We start from the raw sequence: 15,239 nt of genomic DNA on the forward strand, positions 1-15,239 counted from the left end.
AAGGAGTTCCATCCATGAGTGAGCCGCTCTTGAAAGTTGAAAATCTAAAAAAATATTATCCTATTAAAAACGGCATTTTCGGCCGCGTTTCGGAAACGGTACGGGCTGTGGATGGTGTCAGCTTTTCTGTAAACGAAGGGGAGACGCTCGGTATTGTCGGTGAATCGGGCTGCGGTAAGTCGACAACGGGACGCATGATCATGCGCCTGATCGAACCGACTGAGGGGAAGGTTGTTTTTCAGGGAAAAGATATCCTCAATCTGTCAGGAAGCGGTCTTCGGCGGATCAGAAAAGATATCCAGATGATCTTTCAGGATCCTTTTGCCTCGCTGAACCCCCGCCATACCGTCGGGAAGATCATCGAAGAACCGATGATTGTTCACGGAATGGGCAATCGCAAGGAACGGAAACAACGCGTCGAAGAGTTGCTTGAACTGGTCGGGCTCAGCGCGTACCATGCTAAGCGCTACCCGCATCAGTTCAGCGGAGGCCAGAGGCAGAGAATCGGCATTGCCAGGGCTCTGGCGGTCCGCCCCAAGCTGATTATCGCCGACGAACCGGTATCGGCCCTCGATGTTTCCGTGCAGTCGCAGGTGCTGAATCTGCTCCTGGACCTTCAGAAGAAGTTTCATCTGACCTATATTTTCATTGCACACGACCTCAGTGTCGTCCGCCATATCAGCGACCGGGTCGGCGTGATGTATCTCGGCAAAATCGTTGAATTATCGGACAGCGAAAAACTGTACGATCATCCGAAGCATCCTTACACAAAAGCGCTGCTTTCGGCTGTCCCGATTCCCGATCCGGACAGCCGGACGGATCGGATTATTTTGTCCGGCGACGTGCCGAGTCCCGCTCATCCGCCCTCCGGCTGTACTTTCCATGACCGCTGCCCTGCGGCTATGGACATATGCGCCAGAGAAAAACCCGTCATGAAAAAGATGGAAGACGGAAGGCTCGTTTCCTGCCATCTGTACGACTGATTGAATCTGTTCTGAAAGAGGTGAACTTTGGTGCTTTCGTACTGCATAAAACGTGTGCTGATGCTGATTCCGGTGCTTCTCGGAATGACTCTGATCGTTTTTGCGATTATCCACGCCATACCCGGCAATCCGGCATTAACGATATTAGGAACAAAAGCAACGCCCGAAGCCATACACAGTTTGAACCGATCGCTTGGGCTGGATCAACCTTGGTATATTCAATATTTTACATATCTAAAGAATATTCTGAGCGGAAATCTCGGAACGTCTATTCAGACCAATACGCCGATTGCCAGTCAGATCTGGCCGCATCTGGCAGCGACGATCGAACTGTCTTTTGTGGCCATGATCATCGCGGTCCTGGTGGGAATAAATGCAGGTATCATCAGCGCATGGAAGAAAAATTCTGTTTTAGACTATACGGCGATGATCGTGGCTCTGGTCGGCGTATCGATGCCGATTTTCTGGCTGGGCCTTCTGGAACAATGGGCATTTTCTGTAAAACTGAACTGGCTGCCGTCAATCGGACGTGTTGATATCATCAGCAACGTACAGCCGATCACAAATCTCTATTTAATCGATGCTTTGCTTGAAGGACACGCCGATCAGTTATGGATGGTGATCCGGCATCTGATTCTGCCGTCCATTGCCCTGGCGACTATACCGACGGCGATTATTGCACGAATGACCCGGTCAAGCATGCTTGAGGTGCTGAAATCGGATTACATCCGGACGGCAAAAGCGAAGGGGCAGCGCATGTTCTGGATCGTCTATAAATATGCGCTGAAAAACGCTTTTATTCCCATTCTGACCGTCATCGGACTGCAGACCGGCCTGCTGCTCGGCGGAGCCATTCTGACAGAAACCATCTTCGGGTGGCCCGGAATCGGCCTTTATATTTATAATGCCATTCAATATCGGGATTATCCGGTCATTCAGTCCGGCATTCTCGTCATTGCTTTCATTTTTGTCATGGTGAATTTTATTGTCGACCTTTTATACGCCCTGATCGATCCCCGTATTAAATATCGTTAAGGAAGGAAGGGTGAAAGATGTCTCAAACTGCGCAGAGTCAGACGCCGGCCGCCTTAAAGGAAAGAAGCCCGTTCATCGCGGCTCTGGCCGACTTTTGGAAAGCTTTTCGCAAAAACAAACCGGCGATCATCGGGACAGCCATCGTTGTTTTCTTTATTTTACTTGCCCTGTTTGCCAACTTCATCGCGCCGCAGGGAGTTAACAATCAGAACATCAACATTCGTCTGGAACCGCCCTCCGCTCAGCACTGGCTGGGAACGGATGACTTCGGCAGGGATATTTTCAGCCGAATTGTTTTCGGAGCCAGACTTTCGCTCAGGGTCGGATTCTTTGCCGTCGTCGGCTCGATTGTCTGCGGAACGTTTCTCGGTGTGATCGCCGGTTATTTCGGAAAAGCGATTGATGCCGTGATTTCACGTTTCTTCGATATCCTGCTCGCTTTTCCGAGCATTCTGCTTTCGATCGCGATTGTTTCCATTCTGGGACCGTCGCTGAATAATGCGCTGGTCGCTATTGCAATCGTCAATGTCCCTGTTTTCGGACGGTTGGTGCGGTCGCGTGTCCTGACGGTGAAGGAAGAAGAGTATATTATGGCTGCCCGCTCGATCGGTATGGGAAATACGCGGATTATTTTTAATCATATTCTTCCTAATAGTTTTACTCCGATCATTGTTCAAGGAACACTGAATATTGCAACGGCGATCCTCGACGCGGCCGGTCTTGGTTTCCTCGGTATGGGGGCACAGCCTCCCCAACCCGAATGGGGAACCATGCTTTCCGATTCCAGGCAGTACATCACCGATGCGCCGTGGACCGTTCTATTTCCGGGCCTTGCTATCATTCTCGTTGTGATTGGCTTTAACCTGATGGGCGACGGTCTGCGTGATGCACTCGATCCGCGGATGAAAAACTAAAGTGATTGAAAATTGCTAGTTTTTATCGAATTTTATATTATATTTAATTGTTCATTTTTTAGAATTGGGGTACAATAATTAAGAATTTCTAAGAAATCAGAAAAACAGGGGGATAGTCATGAGAAAAAAGTATTTGGTTCTGACACTTGCTTTAGTTCTTGCGCTGGCTGTGGCGCTGACCGGATGCGGTTCCGGAAGCTCTTCGTCAAACGCGGCGGGCAAAACACTGATATTCGGGCGGGGCGCCGATACAACGTCGCTGGATCCGGCGACGGTGACCGACGGTGAATCGTTCCGCGTGACACAGAATATTTTTGATACGCTTGTTTCCTATGATTATAGCAAGCAAAGCACGAACGTCATTCCCAGTCTTGCGACAAGCTGGGCGATTACGAATGGCGGAAAGACTTATACCTTTAAGCTGAGAAAAGGGGTTAAATTCCAGGACGGAACCGATTTCAATGCACAGGCCGTTGTCTATAACTTTGATCGCTGGATGAACGGCAAAGCATCGGGCAAGTTTGCCTATTTCCCGTCGATGTTCGGCGGCTATAAGGGAGATGCCGGCCTCGTTATCCAGAGCGTGACGGCTCCCGATGCCAATACGGTCGTCTTTAATCTGACAAGGCCTTCCGCACCGTTCCTGAAAAATCTGGCTATGTCGCCTTTCGCTATTTCCAGCCCTGCCGCCATTAAGAAATACGGCAAGAACTACGGTACGACTGCTGCGGTAGGCACAGGTGCCTATGTATTCAAATCCTGGAAAAGAAACGATACGATCACTCTTGCAAAGAATAAAAACTACTGGAAAAAAGGACTTCCGAAACTGGACACGATCGTCTTTAAAGTCATTCCGGATAATAGCTCTCGTCTGAATGCCTTGAAAAACGGCGAGATTGACCTGATGGACGGTGTCAATCCGAGCGATGTCAGCGGGCTTAAGGGCAACAGCCAGCTGCAGGTTTACTCCCGTCCGCCGATGAATGTGGCTTATCTCGGCTTTAATGTGACCGTTAAGCCGTTTGATAATCCGAAAGTGCGCCAGGCTCTCAATATGGCTGTCGACAAACAGGGGATCATCAAAGCCTTCTACAACGGTGAGGGACAGGCTGCCACGAATCCTATGCCTCCGAGCCTGCTCGGATACGACAAGAGCATCAAACCTTATTCATATGATTTGACGGCGGCTAAGAAGCTGCTTGCCGAAGCCGGCTATCCGAACGGTTTCTCGACAACACTCTATACAATGTCGAACCCGCGTGATTATATGCCCGAGCCTCAGAATGTTGCTCAGTCCATTCAGTCGACATTCGGCAAGATCGGTGTAAAAGTAAACATCGTCACCGTTGAATGGTCGTCCTATATCGATAAGCTGATGAAGGGCGGCATTCCGATGTACTTGATGGGCTGGATCGGCGACAACGGAGATCCGGACAACTTCCTTTATACATTGCTCGACAAAGACAGCATCGGCTCCAACAACCTTTCGTTCTATTCCAACGATCAGCTCCATAATGTTCTGATTGCCGCACAGTCGCAGACCAACGACGCGCAGCGGGTAGCACTCTACAATCAGGCTCAGGTGATCATTCACAACGATGCACCTTGGGTTCCGCTCGTCTATGCGAAACCGGTGCTCGTAGGGAAAAGCACCATTACCGGTTATAAACCCAGTCCGACGGGTTCAGAACCGCTTGAAAATGTCTCGATCAAATAAATGGAAAACAATCAATAGAATCCAAAAAGGAAGCTCCCGAAGACAGCGTGACGGGAGCTTCCTTTTCCGTGCTTTAGCGACAAAAGTTTTTCGGGATTACGGCGTAGGCAGCCGGCTATAAGCACTGCGTCCCCCGGTATGTTCGGCATGATGACGTCCCGGCCGCGGCACCGAAGGTCCGTTTTTTTAACATGAAAAGCGGAATTCGGTTTTTCATTTTGTCAGGTTGTGCTGGAAGGCATAAATAACGGCCTGGGTACGATCCTGAACTTCGAGTTTGCTGAGAATGTTGCTGACATGAACTTTCACCGTCTTCAGAGCAATAAACAGCCTGTCGGCGATTTCCTGATTGCTTTTCCCTTCGGTCATTAGCAGCAGCACTTCCATCTCGCGCTTTGTCAGCGTTTCATGCGGCGGCCGCGACTGCTTCTGCTGCATCCGTTCCATCACTTTTTCCGTCACTTCGGGTTCAAGAACGGATTGTCCATTATAAGTGCTGCGGATTGCCTCGGCAATGTCACTTGCCCGGGACGTTTTCAGGAGGTAGCTTGTCGCTCCGGCCTCGATTGCCGGATAGACTTTATCGTCGTCGAGAAAACTGGTCACGACGATGATTTTTGCCTCAGGCCATTCGGCAATAATCCGCCGCGTGGCCTCGATTCCGTCCATCTGATCCATGACCAGATCCATCAGGATGACGTCCGGCCGGAGCTTCAGCACAAGATCCACGGCTTCTCTTCCATTGCTCGCTTCGCCGACAACGCGGATGTCGGGCTGTGCGGAAAGATAGGCGGACACGCCGATACGCACCATTTCATGATCATCCACAAAGACAACGTTAATCATTGCTTTCATCCCCTTCCAGGATCGGAACTTTTATTTCAAGACTGGTTCCCTTATTCGGAAGACTGACCAGTTTCAGCTGACCGCCGATCTGCGCTGCTCTTTCTCTTATATTCAGTAGGCCGTAAGAGCCCGGTTTTGCCGTTTCCGGATTGAAGCCGACGCCGTCGTCGGTGACACGCATAATCACCAGTTTTTCACGCCTGATCAGCAGGACATCCAGGGTGCTTGCCTTCGCGTGGCGCAATGTATTGGAGACGGACTCCTGCAGAATTCTGAAAAGCTGGTCTTCAATGCCTTTATCCAGGCTGACGGGTTCCACGGTCCAGCTAATCTTCATCGGTATTTTCTGTTTTAATTCGTTAAGCAATTCCTGTACGCCGTCCTTCAGCGATTTGCCGTGCAGCTGAACAGGCCGGAGATGGAGGAATAAGGCGCGCATTTCAAGCTGCGACTGATGAATGGTCCGTTCGACGAGCCTGAGCCGCCGTGTTTCTGTATCATTCGCCTGCGGCCGTGTTTCATTAATGGTCGACAGCAGCATCGATGCGGCGAAAAGCTGCTGGCTGACGGAATCGTGCAGTTCGCGGGCCAGCCTGTTGCGCTCTTCCGAAACGATTTTCTGCATCGCCTTTTCTTCGATGTCTGCCTTTTCGTTTGCCATTTTCTGCGCAAGCTGCGTCTGCATGGCGATCTGCCGCCCGAGCCGCTCGATACGCTGCAGAACGGCCTCGCTTTCTTCAACCGAAGCGTGTACGGGAAGCGGTCCTTTCCCCTGTTCCAGGAGCTCGAGCGTATCATCAATCGTCAGCAGGACTTTTCGCCAATAGATCCCCGAGATGAAACCGGCAATGCCGCCTGCAAAAAGCGCAATGATCGGGATGATAAAAACAAACGGCAGATGCCAGATTTGCCGCTGCCAAAGAAGGGCCCAGTCGCCGACCGGAAAAGTAAGAAAGAAAAACACGGCAAAAATCACAAGGAGGAGCAGAGAAAAAAGGGCACCAGTAATGACCTGCCTCTTGATCGCTGTCATATGTGCCGTACCTCCAGGTTTCCGGCGATTGCAGAAACGATTATTTTGACCTTTTGGGCCGCCTGATCATAGCCGTCTGTCTGGAAGGCAACGGATTCATTAATAAGTCTTGGCTCCCGGTGTTCGAAAAAATCGGCCTGCCCGGCGACGACGGAATAACGCAGTGCGACTTCGACGCCGTAAGGAACGAGGACGCGCACCCGCCCGGCAAAATGGCGGATGAAGATCACCGACTCTTTTTTCGGAAGAATCGTATGGCTGAGATCGATCAGCGTATCGCCGACGCCGGTCTGTATGTCGATATCCTGCCACGCGTAGTTCTGATGGGGCGTTTCCTGATTGCCGAACCATTTATTTTTCAGCAGGACAGGAACCGCTTCGACCTTCGTGCCGTCATCGTTCATCCGGCTGCTGAAATCCGGAATGACGCGGTTCGGGCGCCTTTTTGATCGAATAAAGTAAATAATGAACAGAATAAACAGGGCAAGGACGATAAACTTAAAAACAATCAGATTCAAGACAGTAAAGCCCAGCCCGACCACACCGAGCCAGAAAAGCAGTTTTCCTTTGCCGGCCTTGCGGCGCTTTCTCCCATAGTGGACCATGGCCCCGAAAAGAATGCAGGGAAAAAGGAAGCCCCATCCGCCGAAAGAAGTCTGTATGACAATCAAAAAAAGGCCAACGATGAGTATCCAGCTGTATTTATCGGTTTTGAATGAAGCAAACATGAGGATATCAGCTGCCTTTCTCAAATTGCCGGCAATCTGTATGTAGCGGGAAAGGTGCATAAAACACACCTTTCCCATTGTAGCACCGTTTATTTGGACTTGCTATAGATTATGAATACAGGAATTTCCGCGTGGCACGGGATTCCCGGGATTATCCCTGTTTCTTTTCCAGCTCGCGTTCCAGCCGGCTGATGCGGGCATCAATCGTGCTGTGATTGTAATCTGCGTTAATCTTCTGTTCCAGTCTGCCCAGATACATTTCGCTTTCTTCAAAACTTGAGAATGATTGTCCGAAGACATTTTCAGGCCGGAGAACGCGTTCCATCCGAAGGTTGGCATTAGCGATATTTTCTCTGCTCATCAATTCCATTCTTTTCAGATACATATCTTTCAGTTTCCGCTTCATTTCGGCATATTTCTGTTCCAGCTGTTCCAGCTGTCTGAGCGTGGATTCATAGGAAGCTTTCAGACGCTCCGCTTTCCGGGCGTAGTCTTCCTGCTCCCGCAATGCAAATTCATACAGCTCGGTTTCCGAAGCCCGTTCGGCTATTTCGGCCTGATGCTTCCGTTTTTCGGCCATCTCGGCGGCGTGATGATATTCTCTGATGAACGTATCTTTAAGCACATACTGGCGGTTGAGCAATTCGCGTACCCGTTCGGTTTCTTTTTCACAGCGGCGCAGATATTGATTGAGCATGGCAATCGGATTTTTCTGTTCTTTCTGGTCAAGCAGTTCATTGAGATCGGAGGCAATGGAATCCTTGATTCTTGTAAGTAAGTGGCTCATTTTTTTCGCTCCTTTAAAATTGTTTTTCCTGTTTCGTCGTGCATGCCCCGGCTTTGGATCTGTAACGGGCTCAAACCGGTCACATCATTTCTTTCCACTGTTTTTCAAAATTGTCGAAAGGATCGTCCGGTTCGGGTTTGCTGGTTTTATTCTTTTTCCATGATTTGTACACGAAGTAAATAGCTGCAAGCGCAACGGCAGCGATGATCGCCGGTATATTGCCGATCGAGAAGAATAAAGCGATGATCCCGATCAGTGCCCAGAAAATTTTACTTCCGGCGGATCTTGCCCGGATGAATTTTCTGAAAGCGAAGTAAAGAATCGCCAGACTGATTAAAAGGGCGATCAGCGAACCGATATGCGCCATGAAAACGATAACGGCTATGACTCCAAGTACAATGAGTCCGAATTTTTTCATGACTGTTGTCCTCCCTTCCCTGATTCAATCATACAAAACGATGAAGGAACAGATAATGAGCCGAAGCTGTATTTTTATCTAGGGCTGAAGGCTTAAAGCATGGTTCCCTGCTGCGGATGGAGATCGTTCCGGGCTGAGCGCTGTCCGGCCGAATGAAAGGATTTACGGAAGAAAAAATGCCGGGGGTTCAACGGTATACCGCGATCAATCCGGAAATCCTGTTTGTCCTTTTAAGTTAAAAATGGTCTCTTGATGGAGGGAAAACAGAAGGCACTGATCCTTTGCGGACGGCGGTCTATGCGCCTGGACGCCGGCGATTCATGCGGACGGAAGTACCTTCGATGGAACCCCGGTGTTTTTCTGCGCCGATACCGTCGAAGTTCCATTTTCTTATGTTCTGCAGCTGCCCATGCAGAGTTAAACCCCCTGAGTTTGGAACAGAGTTGTCCAAACTCAGGAGGTCCGTTCAGAATCGTGCCTTTAGGAGATTTTTAAGAAGGTTTGGAAAAAGTCCGGCCAAACAAAAGTCTTTATTCGGCAAGCTTTGAAAATGCATAATCGACGGCGTCGAGTGTATCGTCAATGTCTTTCTCCGTATGCTCGGTTGTCAGAAACCAGGCTTCGTATTTCGAAGGAGCAAGATTGATTCCCTTTTCAAGCATGAGCTTGAAAAAACGGCCGAACATTTCGCTGTCCGTTGCTTTTGCTTCCTCATAGTTGGTCACTTTATGATCTGAGAAATACAGCGTCATCGCACCGACAATCCGGTTGATCGCAATCGGAAGATGATAATTTTCGTTAATCGAGAAAATGCTGTCCTCCAGCTTCTTTCCGAGGCGGTCCATTTCTTCATAGATTCCCGGGGTCTGCAGCACCTCAAGGCAGGCAATGCCGCTTGCCATCGAAAGCGGATTGCCGGCCATGGTTCCTGCCTGATAAGCCGGGCCAAGCGGAGCCACTTCGTCCATGATTTCCTTTTTGCCGCCGTATGCACCGATCGGCAGGCCGCCGCCGATGATTTTGCCCATAGCCGTCAGGTCGGGAATGACGCCGAGGTAATTCTGTGCGCCGCCGTACATGAAACGGAAGCCTGTGATCACTTCGTCAAAGATGACGACCGATCCGGCCTTGTGAGCGATTCGTTTAATTGCTTCGAGAAAACCGGGTTCCGGCATCACCATGCCGAAATTGCCGACAATCGGTTCGACAAGGACACCCGCAATATCGTCGCCCCATTTGTCAAAGGCCTGCTGAAGGGTATCGACATTATTATAAGGAACTGTTATGACTTCGAGCGCCGTGCTTTCCGTGACGCCGGCAGAATCAGGAGAACCGAGAGTGGAAGGCCCTGAACCGGCGGCAACAAGCACGAGATCAAAATGTCCATGGTAGCAGCCGGCAAACTTCAGAATCTTATTGCGGCCGGTATAGGCGCGTGCAACGCGCACGGTTGTCATCACAGATTCGGTTCCTGAGTTCGTAAAACGGACTTTATCCAAAGAAGGAATGGCTTTTTTGAGCATAACTGCAAGTTCTGTTTCCAGTTTTGTCGGCGTTCCGTAAAGGACACCGAGTTCTGCCTGCTTCTTGATCGCTTCTGTGATGTGCGGATGGGCAAAACCGGTAATGATCGGCCCGTAAGCCGCAAGATAGTCGATATAGCGATTATCGTCTTCGTCCCAGAAATAGGCGCCCTTTCCTTTTTTCATAAAAACCGGAGCGCCTCCGCCTACCGCGGCAAAAGAACGCGACGGGCTGTTAACACCTCCGACGATATTTTCCAAAGCTTCGTCGTAAAGCCTTTCAGATGTTTTGATGTTCATGAATCCTGTCGCTCCTTTGAAATGAATGACTATTTCAGCTGTGCACTTATTTCGGGGGTCTCCCTCAGAGCGCCGGCCAGAATCAGTATCTAACACCCGGAGCAATTTTACAAGCCGTTCGGATTATTTCTGCTGGAAACGGTCTCCAAAACAGCGGCTTTTACTCAAACATCCGATGATTCATTAACGACACAAAGTGTTCAAGAATGCGCGCGGTCAATCCCCAAATGGTCCGTCCTTTATAATCATAGAAAGTTTCGAGCATTTTCCGGCCCCTGAAGGAATAATGATGCCCGGCAACGATTCGTTCAAAAGGAAAATCCTGATCGATATCTGCTGAGAGGCTCAGCGTGTATTTTTCGGGCATCTGTTTCATCAGCCAAGGGAGCGGGATGGTAAAAATTTTCTCCACTTCCTCAGGATTGGGAACGGGAACGGTACCCGACTCGATCACGCCGACGAACGGATAGATGAATAATTCGGATGTTGCGATACACGTTCCCATTCTTCCGATGATTTTGATCGATTCTCTGGGGACGCCGAGCTCCTCGCAGGTTTCCCGGATTGCCGTTTCCCGCAAAGTAGCATCTCTTTTTTCACTCCGCCCGCCGGGGAAGCACACATCCCCCGGTTGTCTGCTTAGCCGTTTCGAACGGACCTCAAGCAGGATATCCCAGGTATCATCTTTCGGAATGAGAGGAATTAAGACCGATGACTTCATTGCCATGTCTTCGCCCATAATGGTGCCGTCATTTTCAATTCTTCTCTGAATGCTGTTTAAATCCATTTGATCACCCGCCGTCCAACTATTCTTTCCCATTTTAGCACATTCTCCCACAACCGATGCGGTCTATCGTTTGAGTAATTGTGTAACTTTTGAGAGAATAAAGGAAGAGGTGATTTTAATGCAGGCAGTTGTTCATCAGGGCCATGCAGGTTTCGAGGGATTAAGCTACCGCACAGATTTTCCCGATCCTTCCGTAAAAGCGGGAGAGGTCAAAGTCGCGCTTAAATCAGCCGGGCTGAATCATCGCGATCTGTTTATCGTTCAGAAACGTCACCAGGCAGATGATCCGGCGGTGATTATCGGTTCAGACGGCGCCGGTATTGTTTCCGAGATCGGGGAAAACGTTACCGCTGTCCGCGTCGGCGACGAGGTGCTGATCATACCCAGCCTTCGCTGGGAGAAGAAATCTCCCGCTCCGCCTGATGACTTTGATATTCTTGGCTTCCCGGATCACGGCACTCTTGCGGAGAGCATCGTGGTTTCTGAGAAGCAGGTCGCAGCAAAACCCGGCTATCTGACCTGGGAAGAGGCCGGAGTGCTTCCGCTTTCCGCCTTGACCGGATATCGTGCCCTTTTCACAAGAGGCGGATTGAAACCGGGCGATACGGTTTTCATCCCGGGTATCGGCAGCGGCGTCGCGACGTATATGCTGCAGATGGCCAAAGCGGTCGGTGCCAGGGCCATTGTCTCTTCAAGAAGCCCGGAAAAACTGGACCGGGCCCAAACGCTTGGCGCGGATGTTTTGCTTGATAATGATCAGAACTGGACGGAAGCAGTCGAAGAAGGCTCCGTCGATCTGGTGATTGAGAGCGTCGGTGCCGCCACGTTCAACCGTTCGCTCGAATTGCTGAAACCGGGCGGGACAATCGTTGCTTTCGGCGCATCGGCCGGTGATGAAGTTTCGATTAATCTGCGCCAGTTTTTCTATCATCAGTGGAATCTGCACGGGTCGACGATGGGCAGTATCGAAGAATTTCAAGAAATGCTGAATGTATTTAATAAATATCAGATTCATCCGGTTATTGACAGGTCTTTTGAACTGAAAGAAGCCGGAAAAGCTTTGAAAAGACTGGATAAAAGCGTCCAGTTCGGGAAAATCGCGATTCTGATCGACTGACGGACCGGGAAAAGAAACGACCCGCTCATTACGGCCCCTGCCGTCGGACTCTTGTCCGACGGCTTCGGGGACCGATCATATAGATTCGGCTGCTCGAATCGGGATACCCGTGGAGAGTCGGCCGCAAAGGTTCTATAAACTCATTCTAAGGAGATTTTGATAATGCTTAAAGCGGAGGAAACGGCACCTGATTTCACGTTGAAATCAACTGAAGGGAAGGATGTCTCTCTATCCGGTTTCAGAGGAAAAAACGTTGTGCTTTACTTTTATCCGAAAGATATGACGCCTGGCTGCACAACGGAGGCATGCGATTTTCGTGATCAGAACAGCCTTTTTGAAAATCTGAATACGAGGGTGATCGGAATCAGTCCCGATCCTGTCGAAAAACATCAGAAATTTGTAGAAAAGCACGGACTTTCTTTTACCCTGCTTTCGGATTCGGATCATCAAGTTTCGGAAGCGTACGGAAGCTGGCAAAAGAAGAAAAATTTCGGCAAGGAATACATGGGTATCGTCCGGTCAACCTTTATCATTGATAAAGAGGGAAAGATCGCCAAGGTTTGGCCTAAGGTAAAGGTCAACGGACATGTCGAGGAAGTTTTTCAATTCGTTAAAGAACATCTGAGCTGACTTCGGTAGGGTAAAAAACCGGGACTTTCCCGGCTTTTTTTATTCCATATTTATTGCCGTTTTTTAATTTCCGGCCCGCAGCCGAATAATAGTTCACAATTTTATGCCAAGCACATTTTAAATAAATAATTTTTTGCTCAACGGCCGCCTGCATCATTATACCGATGAAAGGCGGATGAAACTAAAATTCTTTATGGACGCGGCTTTTTAAACATTGCGTTATCATTTTTTCCATCCGGATTAAAAAGGCTAATGCCATGACATTTTTCGGGCATTAATGATATGTATCATTGCAGCAATGCTGTCGGCTTCTTCAGTAAAAATCCTTTAACAACACGGATTTCTGACTAATGTACTGTCGCTTACCGGGAATAACGGATAACAGCAATGTTTCATAAATAAAGCAGAAAAATGATCATTCAGACTCACTTTTTCACTGATTTGTGAACGACAAACGGATTTTTCCTGATATAATAAACTTCGGCGGCAATATTGACCGCCGATTCGCATCTGAACAAAAGCTGCAGATTTTCAATGCTTTTTAATACATAGAAGTGCCGGAAATGGATTAAGCTAATATTAGCTGTTCTTGTCCGGCGGATTGAGAAATATAAATGAATGCGCTTCAAAATGGCTGCGGTATGGCCTGAAAGGTTGTTCTAAACCGCTGCCGCCGGGGGGAAGCCTCCGTGTCTGTTTGTAAATGGTGCGCCAGCGTTGACAGAATCAGTCCGTTCAATGTAAACTGAAAATGTAATTATAACTATTTTAATTTGATAATCAATGTTCTCTGATTATGATAATTAATAATGTTTTGAAAGCGAGGTGCATGGCGATGAGCAAAGATGCTGCAGCTGTTGAGAAAGCAATTAATTTGCTAAAAGATTCCGGTGTCAGGATTACACCGCAACGTCATGCGATTCTTGAATATCTGGTTATTTCCGATGCACATCCGACGGCGGATGAGATTTATAAAGATCTTGAGCATAAGTTTCCGAATATGAGTGTCGCAACGGTGTACAATAATTTGCGTGTTTTTAAAAAGACCGGGTTAGTTAAAGAACTGACCTACGGCGATTCATCAAGCCGTTTTGATTTTTCGACAAAACAGCATTATCATATTATCTGCAGTAAATGCGGAAAAATTGTCGACTTCTTTTATCCGGGACTGGACGAGGTTGAAACGCTGGCGGCTCAGGTGACCGGATTTATTGTAGATCATCACAGGCTGGAAGTGTACGGAATCTGCCCGGAATGTCAGAGTAAAGAAAATAAAACAGATCAGGAATAGGGAATGGAATGGCTGCGCCTCACAGCTTCCGTTCATCGTAACCGGACCGGACATCATGGTCCGCTTTTTTGCGTGAAAACGGCTGTTACTCCGCCGGCCGCTTCTTCCGTATAAAACTGTGCAGGCCGGGACCAAACGGAGTCTGCTTTATATGGAATGGATCTTGACCATGTGATCTTTGAGCGGGATCCGCAGAAATTATGCGGGCTGTTCCGTGGCGCCAGCATATCGTTGAGAGGCAGACCCGACTGACATATTCGCGGGGCCTAAAAAAGTGCCGCTGCGGCCCGTTTACATTTATGTAAACGCAAAGCAGCGTGCATGCAGGACAGCCTGCGACTGGCCGCCTCACCGTTGACTGAGTCCGATGAAGCATGTACCGAAAATGGTTCATGGGCATGTTGTACAGGAGGACCGGGTGATTTGAGACCTTTTTCAAATGAGCTGATTTCAATGTCCGGGATCCTGCGTCCAGCACTCTTGATTGAGAGGACAGAAGAAAATGGGAACCCGGTTATCTGACGTGGTGCTTTTTGCCGGTAACTCCGGGATCCTGAGAAGAGCTTTCAACATGCCCGAGAGGGAGAACAGTTACTCAGACTAAAGGGAAAGCCGGTCTTTTTTTCGGATGCCGGATCCAACAACCGGAGAGTCGAACAATGATCCCGCCGAATCAGAGCCCGCCGGTCGTCTTTAGATCAGCGGGCCGCCTCATTTATTTACATTAAGGCTTTTAGTAAAATGATATTGACGTATTCGCGAATACATGGTAAATTATATGTCGTTGTTTTTAGACAGGCCGTAAATAATGGGACCGTTTCTGCTTTAGATTGCAAAATCGGTTTTAAAGATGAGGCTTGTTGACATGCATATTGATGCATGTTAAAATATTTGTTGTCTTTTTGAAATCTCTTGTTGTTGAAGCAAATGCAACGCTTTGTGAATGATTTTGATAGAAAAAGATGTTGACATAATTCGACAGAAGAGGTAAACTAATTAAGTTGCTTTTTGGAATGTTCCTTGAAAACTGAACAAAAGCCAAGCGCAATTGAGAAGGGGCCCACCCTTCAATCAATTCAAACAGCTGAGGAATCAAACACGGAAACAACGGATCTGCGGATCCGAAGCAA

General features: G+C 48.7%; 15 protein-coding genes. 7 read left to right on the forward strand and 8 right to left on the reverse strand.

From position 1 onward, the window contains the following. Window positions 1-14 precede the first annotated feature (14 nt). From OYT88_RS17815 to OYT88_RS17830, 4 genes are all read left to right on the forward strand, one after another. Window positions 15-983, forward strand: coding sequence for an ABC transporter ATP-binding protein (locus tag OYT88_RS17815; RefSeq protein WP_274401709.1), 969 nt, complete (start codon window positions 15-17; stop codon window positions 981-983). 30 nt (window positions 984-1,013) lie between these two features. Next, the gene (locus tag OYT88_RS17820; RefSeq protein WP_274401710.1) at window positions 1,014-2,018 is read left to right on the forward strand and encodes an ABC transporter permease; all 1,005 of its coding nucleotides are present in this window, start codon (window positions 1,014-1,016) and stop codon (window positions 2,016-2,018) included. 17 nt (window positions 2,019-2,035) lie between these two features. Continuing rightward, on the forward strand, window positions 2,036-2,932 hold the full coding sequence (locus OYT88_RS17825; RefSeq protein WP_274401711.1) for an ABC transporter permease: 897 nt from the start codon (window positions 2,036-2,038) through the stop codon (window positions 2,930-2,932). Window positions 2,933-3,050: 118 nt separating this feature from the next. Further along, window positions 3,051-4,649, forward strand: a complete 1,599-nt coding sequence (locus OYT88_RS17830; RefSeq protein WP_274401712.1) for an ABC transporter substrate-binding protein — start codon at window positions 3,051-3,053, stop codon at window positions 4,647-4,649. A gap of 213 nt (window positions 4,650-4,862) precedes the next feature. Here OYT88_RS17830 and OYT88_RS17835 read toward each other — a convergent pair whose 3' ends face one another. From OYT88_RS17835 to OYT88_RS17865, 7 genes are all read right to left on the reverse strand, one after another. Further along, on the reverse strand, window positions 4,863-5,495 hold the full coding sequence (locus OYT88_RS17835) for a response regulator transcription factor (RefSeq protein WP_274401713.1): 633 nt from the start codon (window positions 5,493-5,495) through the stop codon (window positions 4,863-4,865). Next, a complete protein-coding gene (locus tag OYT88_RS17840) occupies window positions 5,488-6,528 on the reverse strand; it encodes a sensor histidine kinase (protein ID WP_274401714.1) in 1,041 nt (346 codons plus the stop codon). Before OYT88_RS17840 ends, OYT88_RS17835 begins: the two co-directional genes overlap by 8 nt. Further along, complete coding sequence (liaF, locus tag OYT88_RS17845; RefSeq protein WP_274401715.1) at window positions 6,525-7,316, reverse strand: cell wall-active antibiotics response protein LiaF; 792 nt, start codon at window positions 7,314-7,316, stop codon at window positions 6,525-6,527. The genes OYT88_RS17840 and liaF overlap by 4 nt, the downstream gene beginning before the upstream one ends. A 91-nt stretch (window positions 7,317-7,407) precedes the next feature. After that, window positions 7,408-8,043, reverse strand: coding sequence for a PspA/IM30 family protein (locus OYT88_RS17850; protein WP_274401716.1), 636 nt, complete (start codon window positions 8,041-8,043; stop codon window positions 7,408-7,410). A 79-nt stretch (window positions 8,044-8,122) separates the two neighbouring features. Continuing rightward, window positions 8,123-8,461, reverse strand: a complete 339-nt coding sequence (locus OYT88_RS17855; RefSeq protein WP_274401717.1) for a lmo0954 family membrane protein — start codon at window positions 8,459-8,461, stop codon at window positions 8,123-8,125. Between the two features lie 530 nt (window positions 8,462-8,991). Further along, the gene (locus tag OYT88_RS17860) at window positions 8,992-10,284 is read right to left on the reverse strand and encodes a glutamate-1-semialdehyde 2,1-aminomutase (RefSeq protein ID WP_274401718.1); all 1,293 of its coding nucleotides are present in this window, start codon (window positions 10,282-10,284) and stop codon (window positions 8,992-8,994) included. A gap of 160 nt (window positions 10,285-10,444) precedes the next feature. After that, entirely contained in the window at window positions 10,445-11,104 is a 660-nt protein-coding gene (locus OYT88_RS17865; protein ID WP_274401719.1) for an NUDIX hydrolase, read from the reverse strand. Between the two features lie 85 nt (window positions 11,105-11,189). Here OYT88_RS17865 and OYT88_RS17870 point away from each other — a divergent pair, with 85 nt between their 5' ends. The 3 genes from OYT88_RS17870 to perR all read left to right on the forward strand — a co-directional run bounded on the left by OYT88_RS17870 (window position 11,190) and on the right by perR (window position 14,109). Beyond that, window positions 11,190-12,188, forward strand: a complete 999-nt coding sequence (locus OYT88_RS17870) for a zinc-binding dehydrogenase (protein ID WP_274401720.1) — start codon at window positions 11,190-11,192, stop codon at window positions 12,186-12,188. A 162-nt stretch (window positions 12,189-12,350) separates the two neighbouring features. After that, complete coding sequence (gene bcp, locus OYT88_RS17875; RefSeq protein ID WP_274401721.1) at window positions 12,351-12,818, forward strand: thioredoxin-dependent thiol peroxidase; 468 nt, start codon at window positions 12,351-12,353, stop codon at window positions 12,816-12,818. A gap of 835 nt (window positions 12,819-13,653) precedes the next feature. Further along, a complete protein-coding gene (perR, locus tag OYT88_RS17880; RefSeq protein WP_274401722.1) occupies window positions 13,654-14,109 on the forward strand; it encodes a peroxide-responsive transcriptional repressor PerR in 456 nt (151 codons plus the stop codon). 844 nt (window positions 14,110-14,953) lie between these two features. Here perR and OYT88_RS17885 read toward each other — a convergent pair. After that, on the reverse strand, window positions 14,954-15,239 hold a 286-nt coding region (locus OYT88_RS17885), incomplete at its 5' end, for a hypothetical protein (protein ID WP_274401723.1).

The organism is Sporolactobacillus sp. CQH2019, assembly GCF_028765345.1.
Lineage (GTDB): Bacteria > Bacillota > Bacilli > Bacillales > Sporolactobacillaceae > Sporolactobacillus.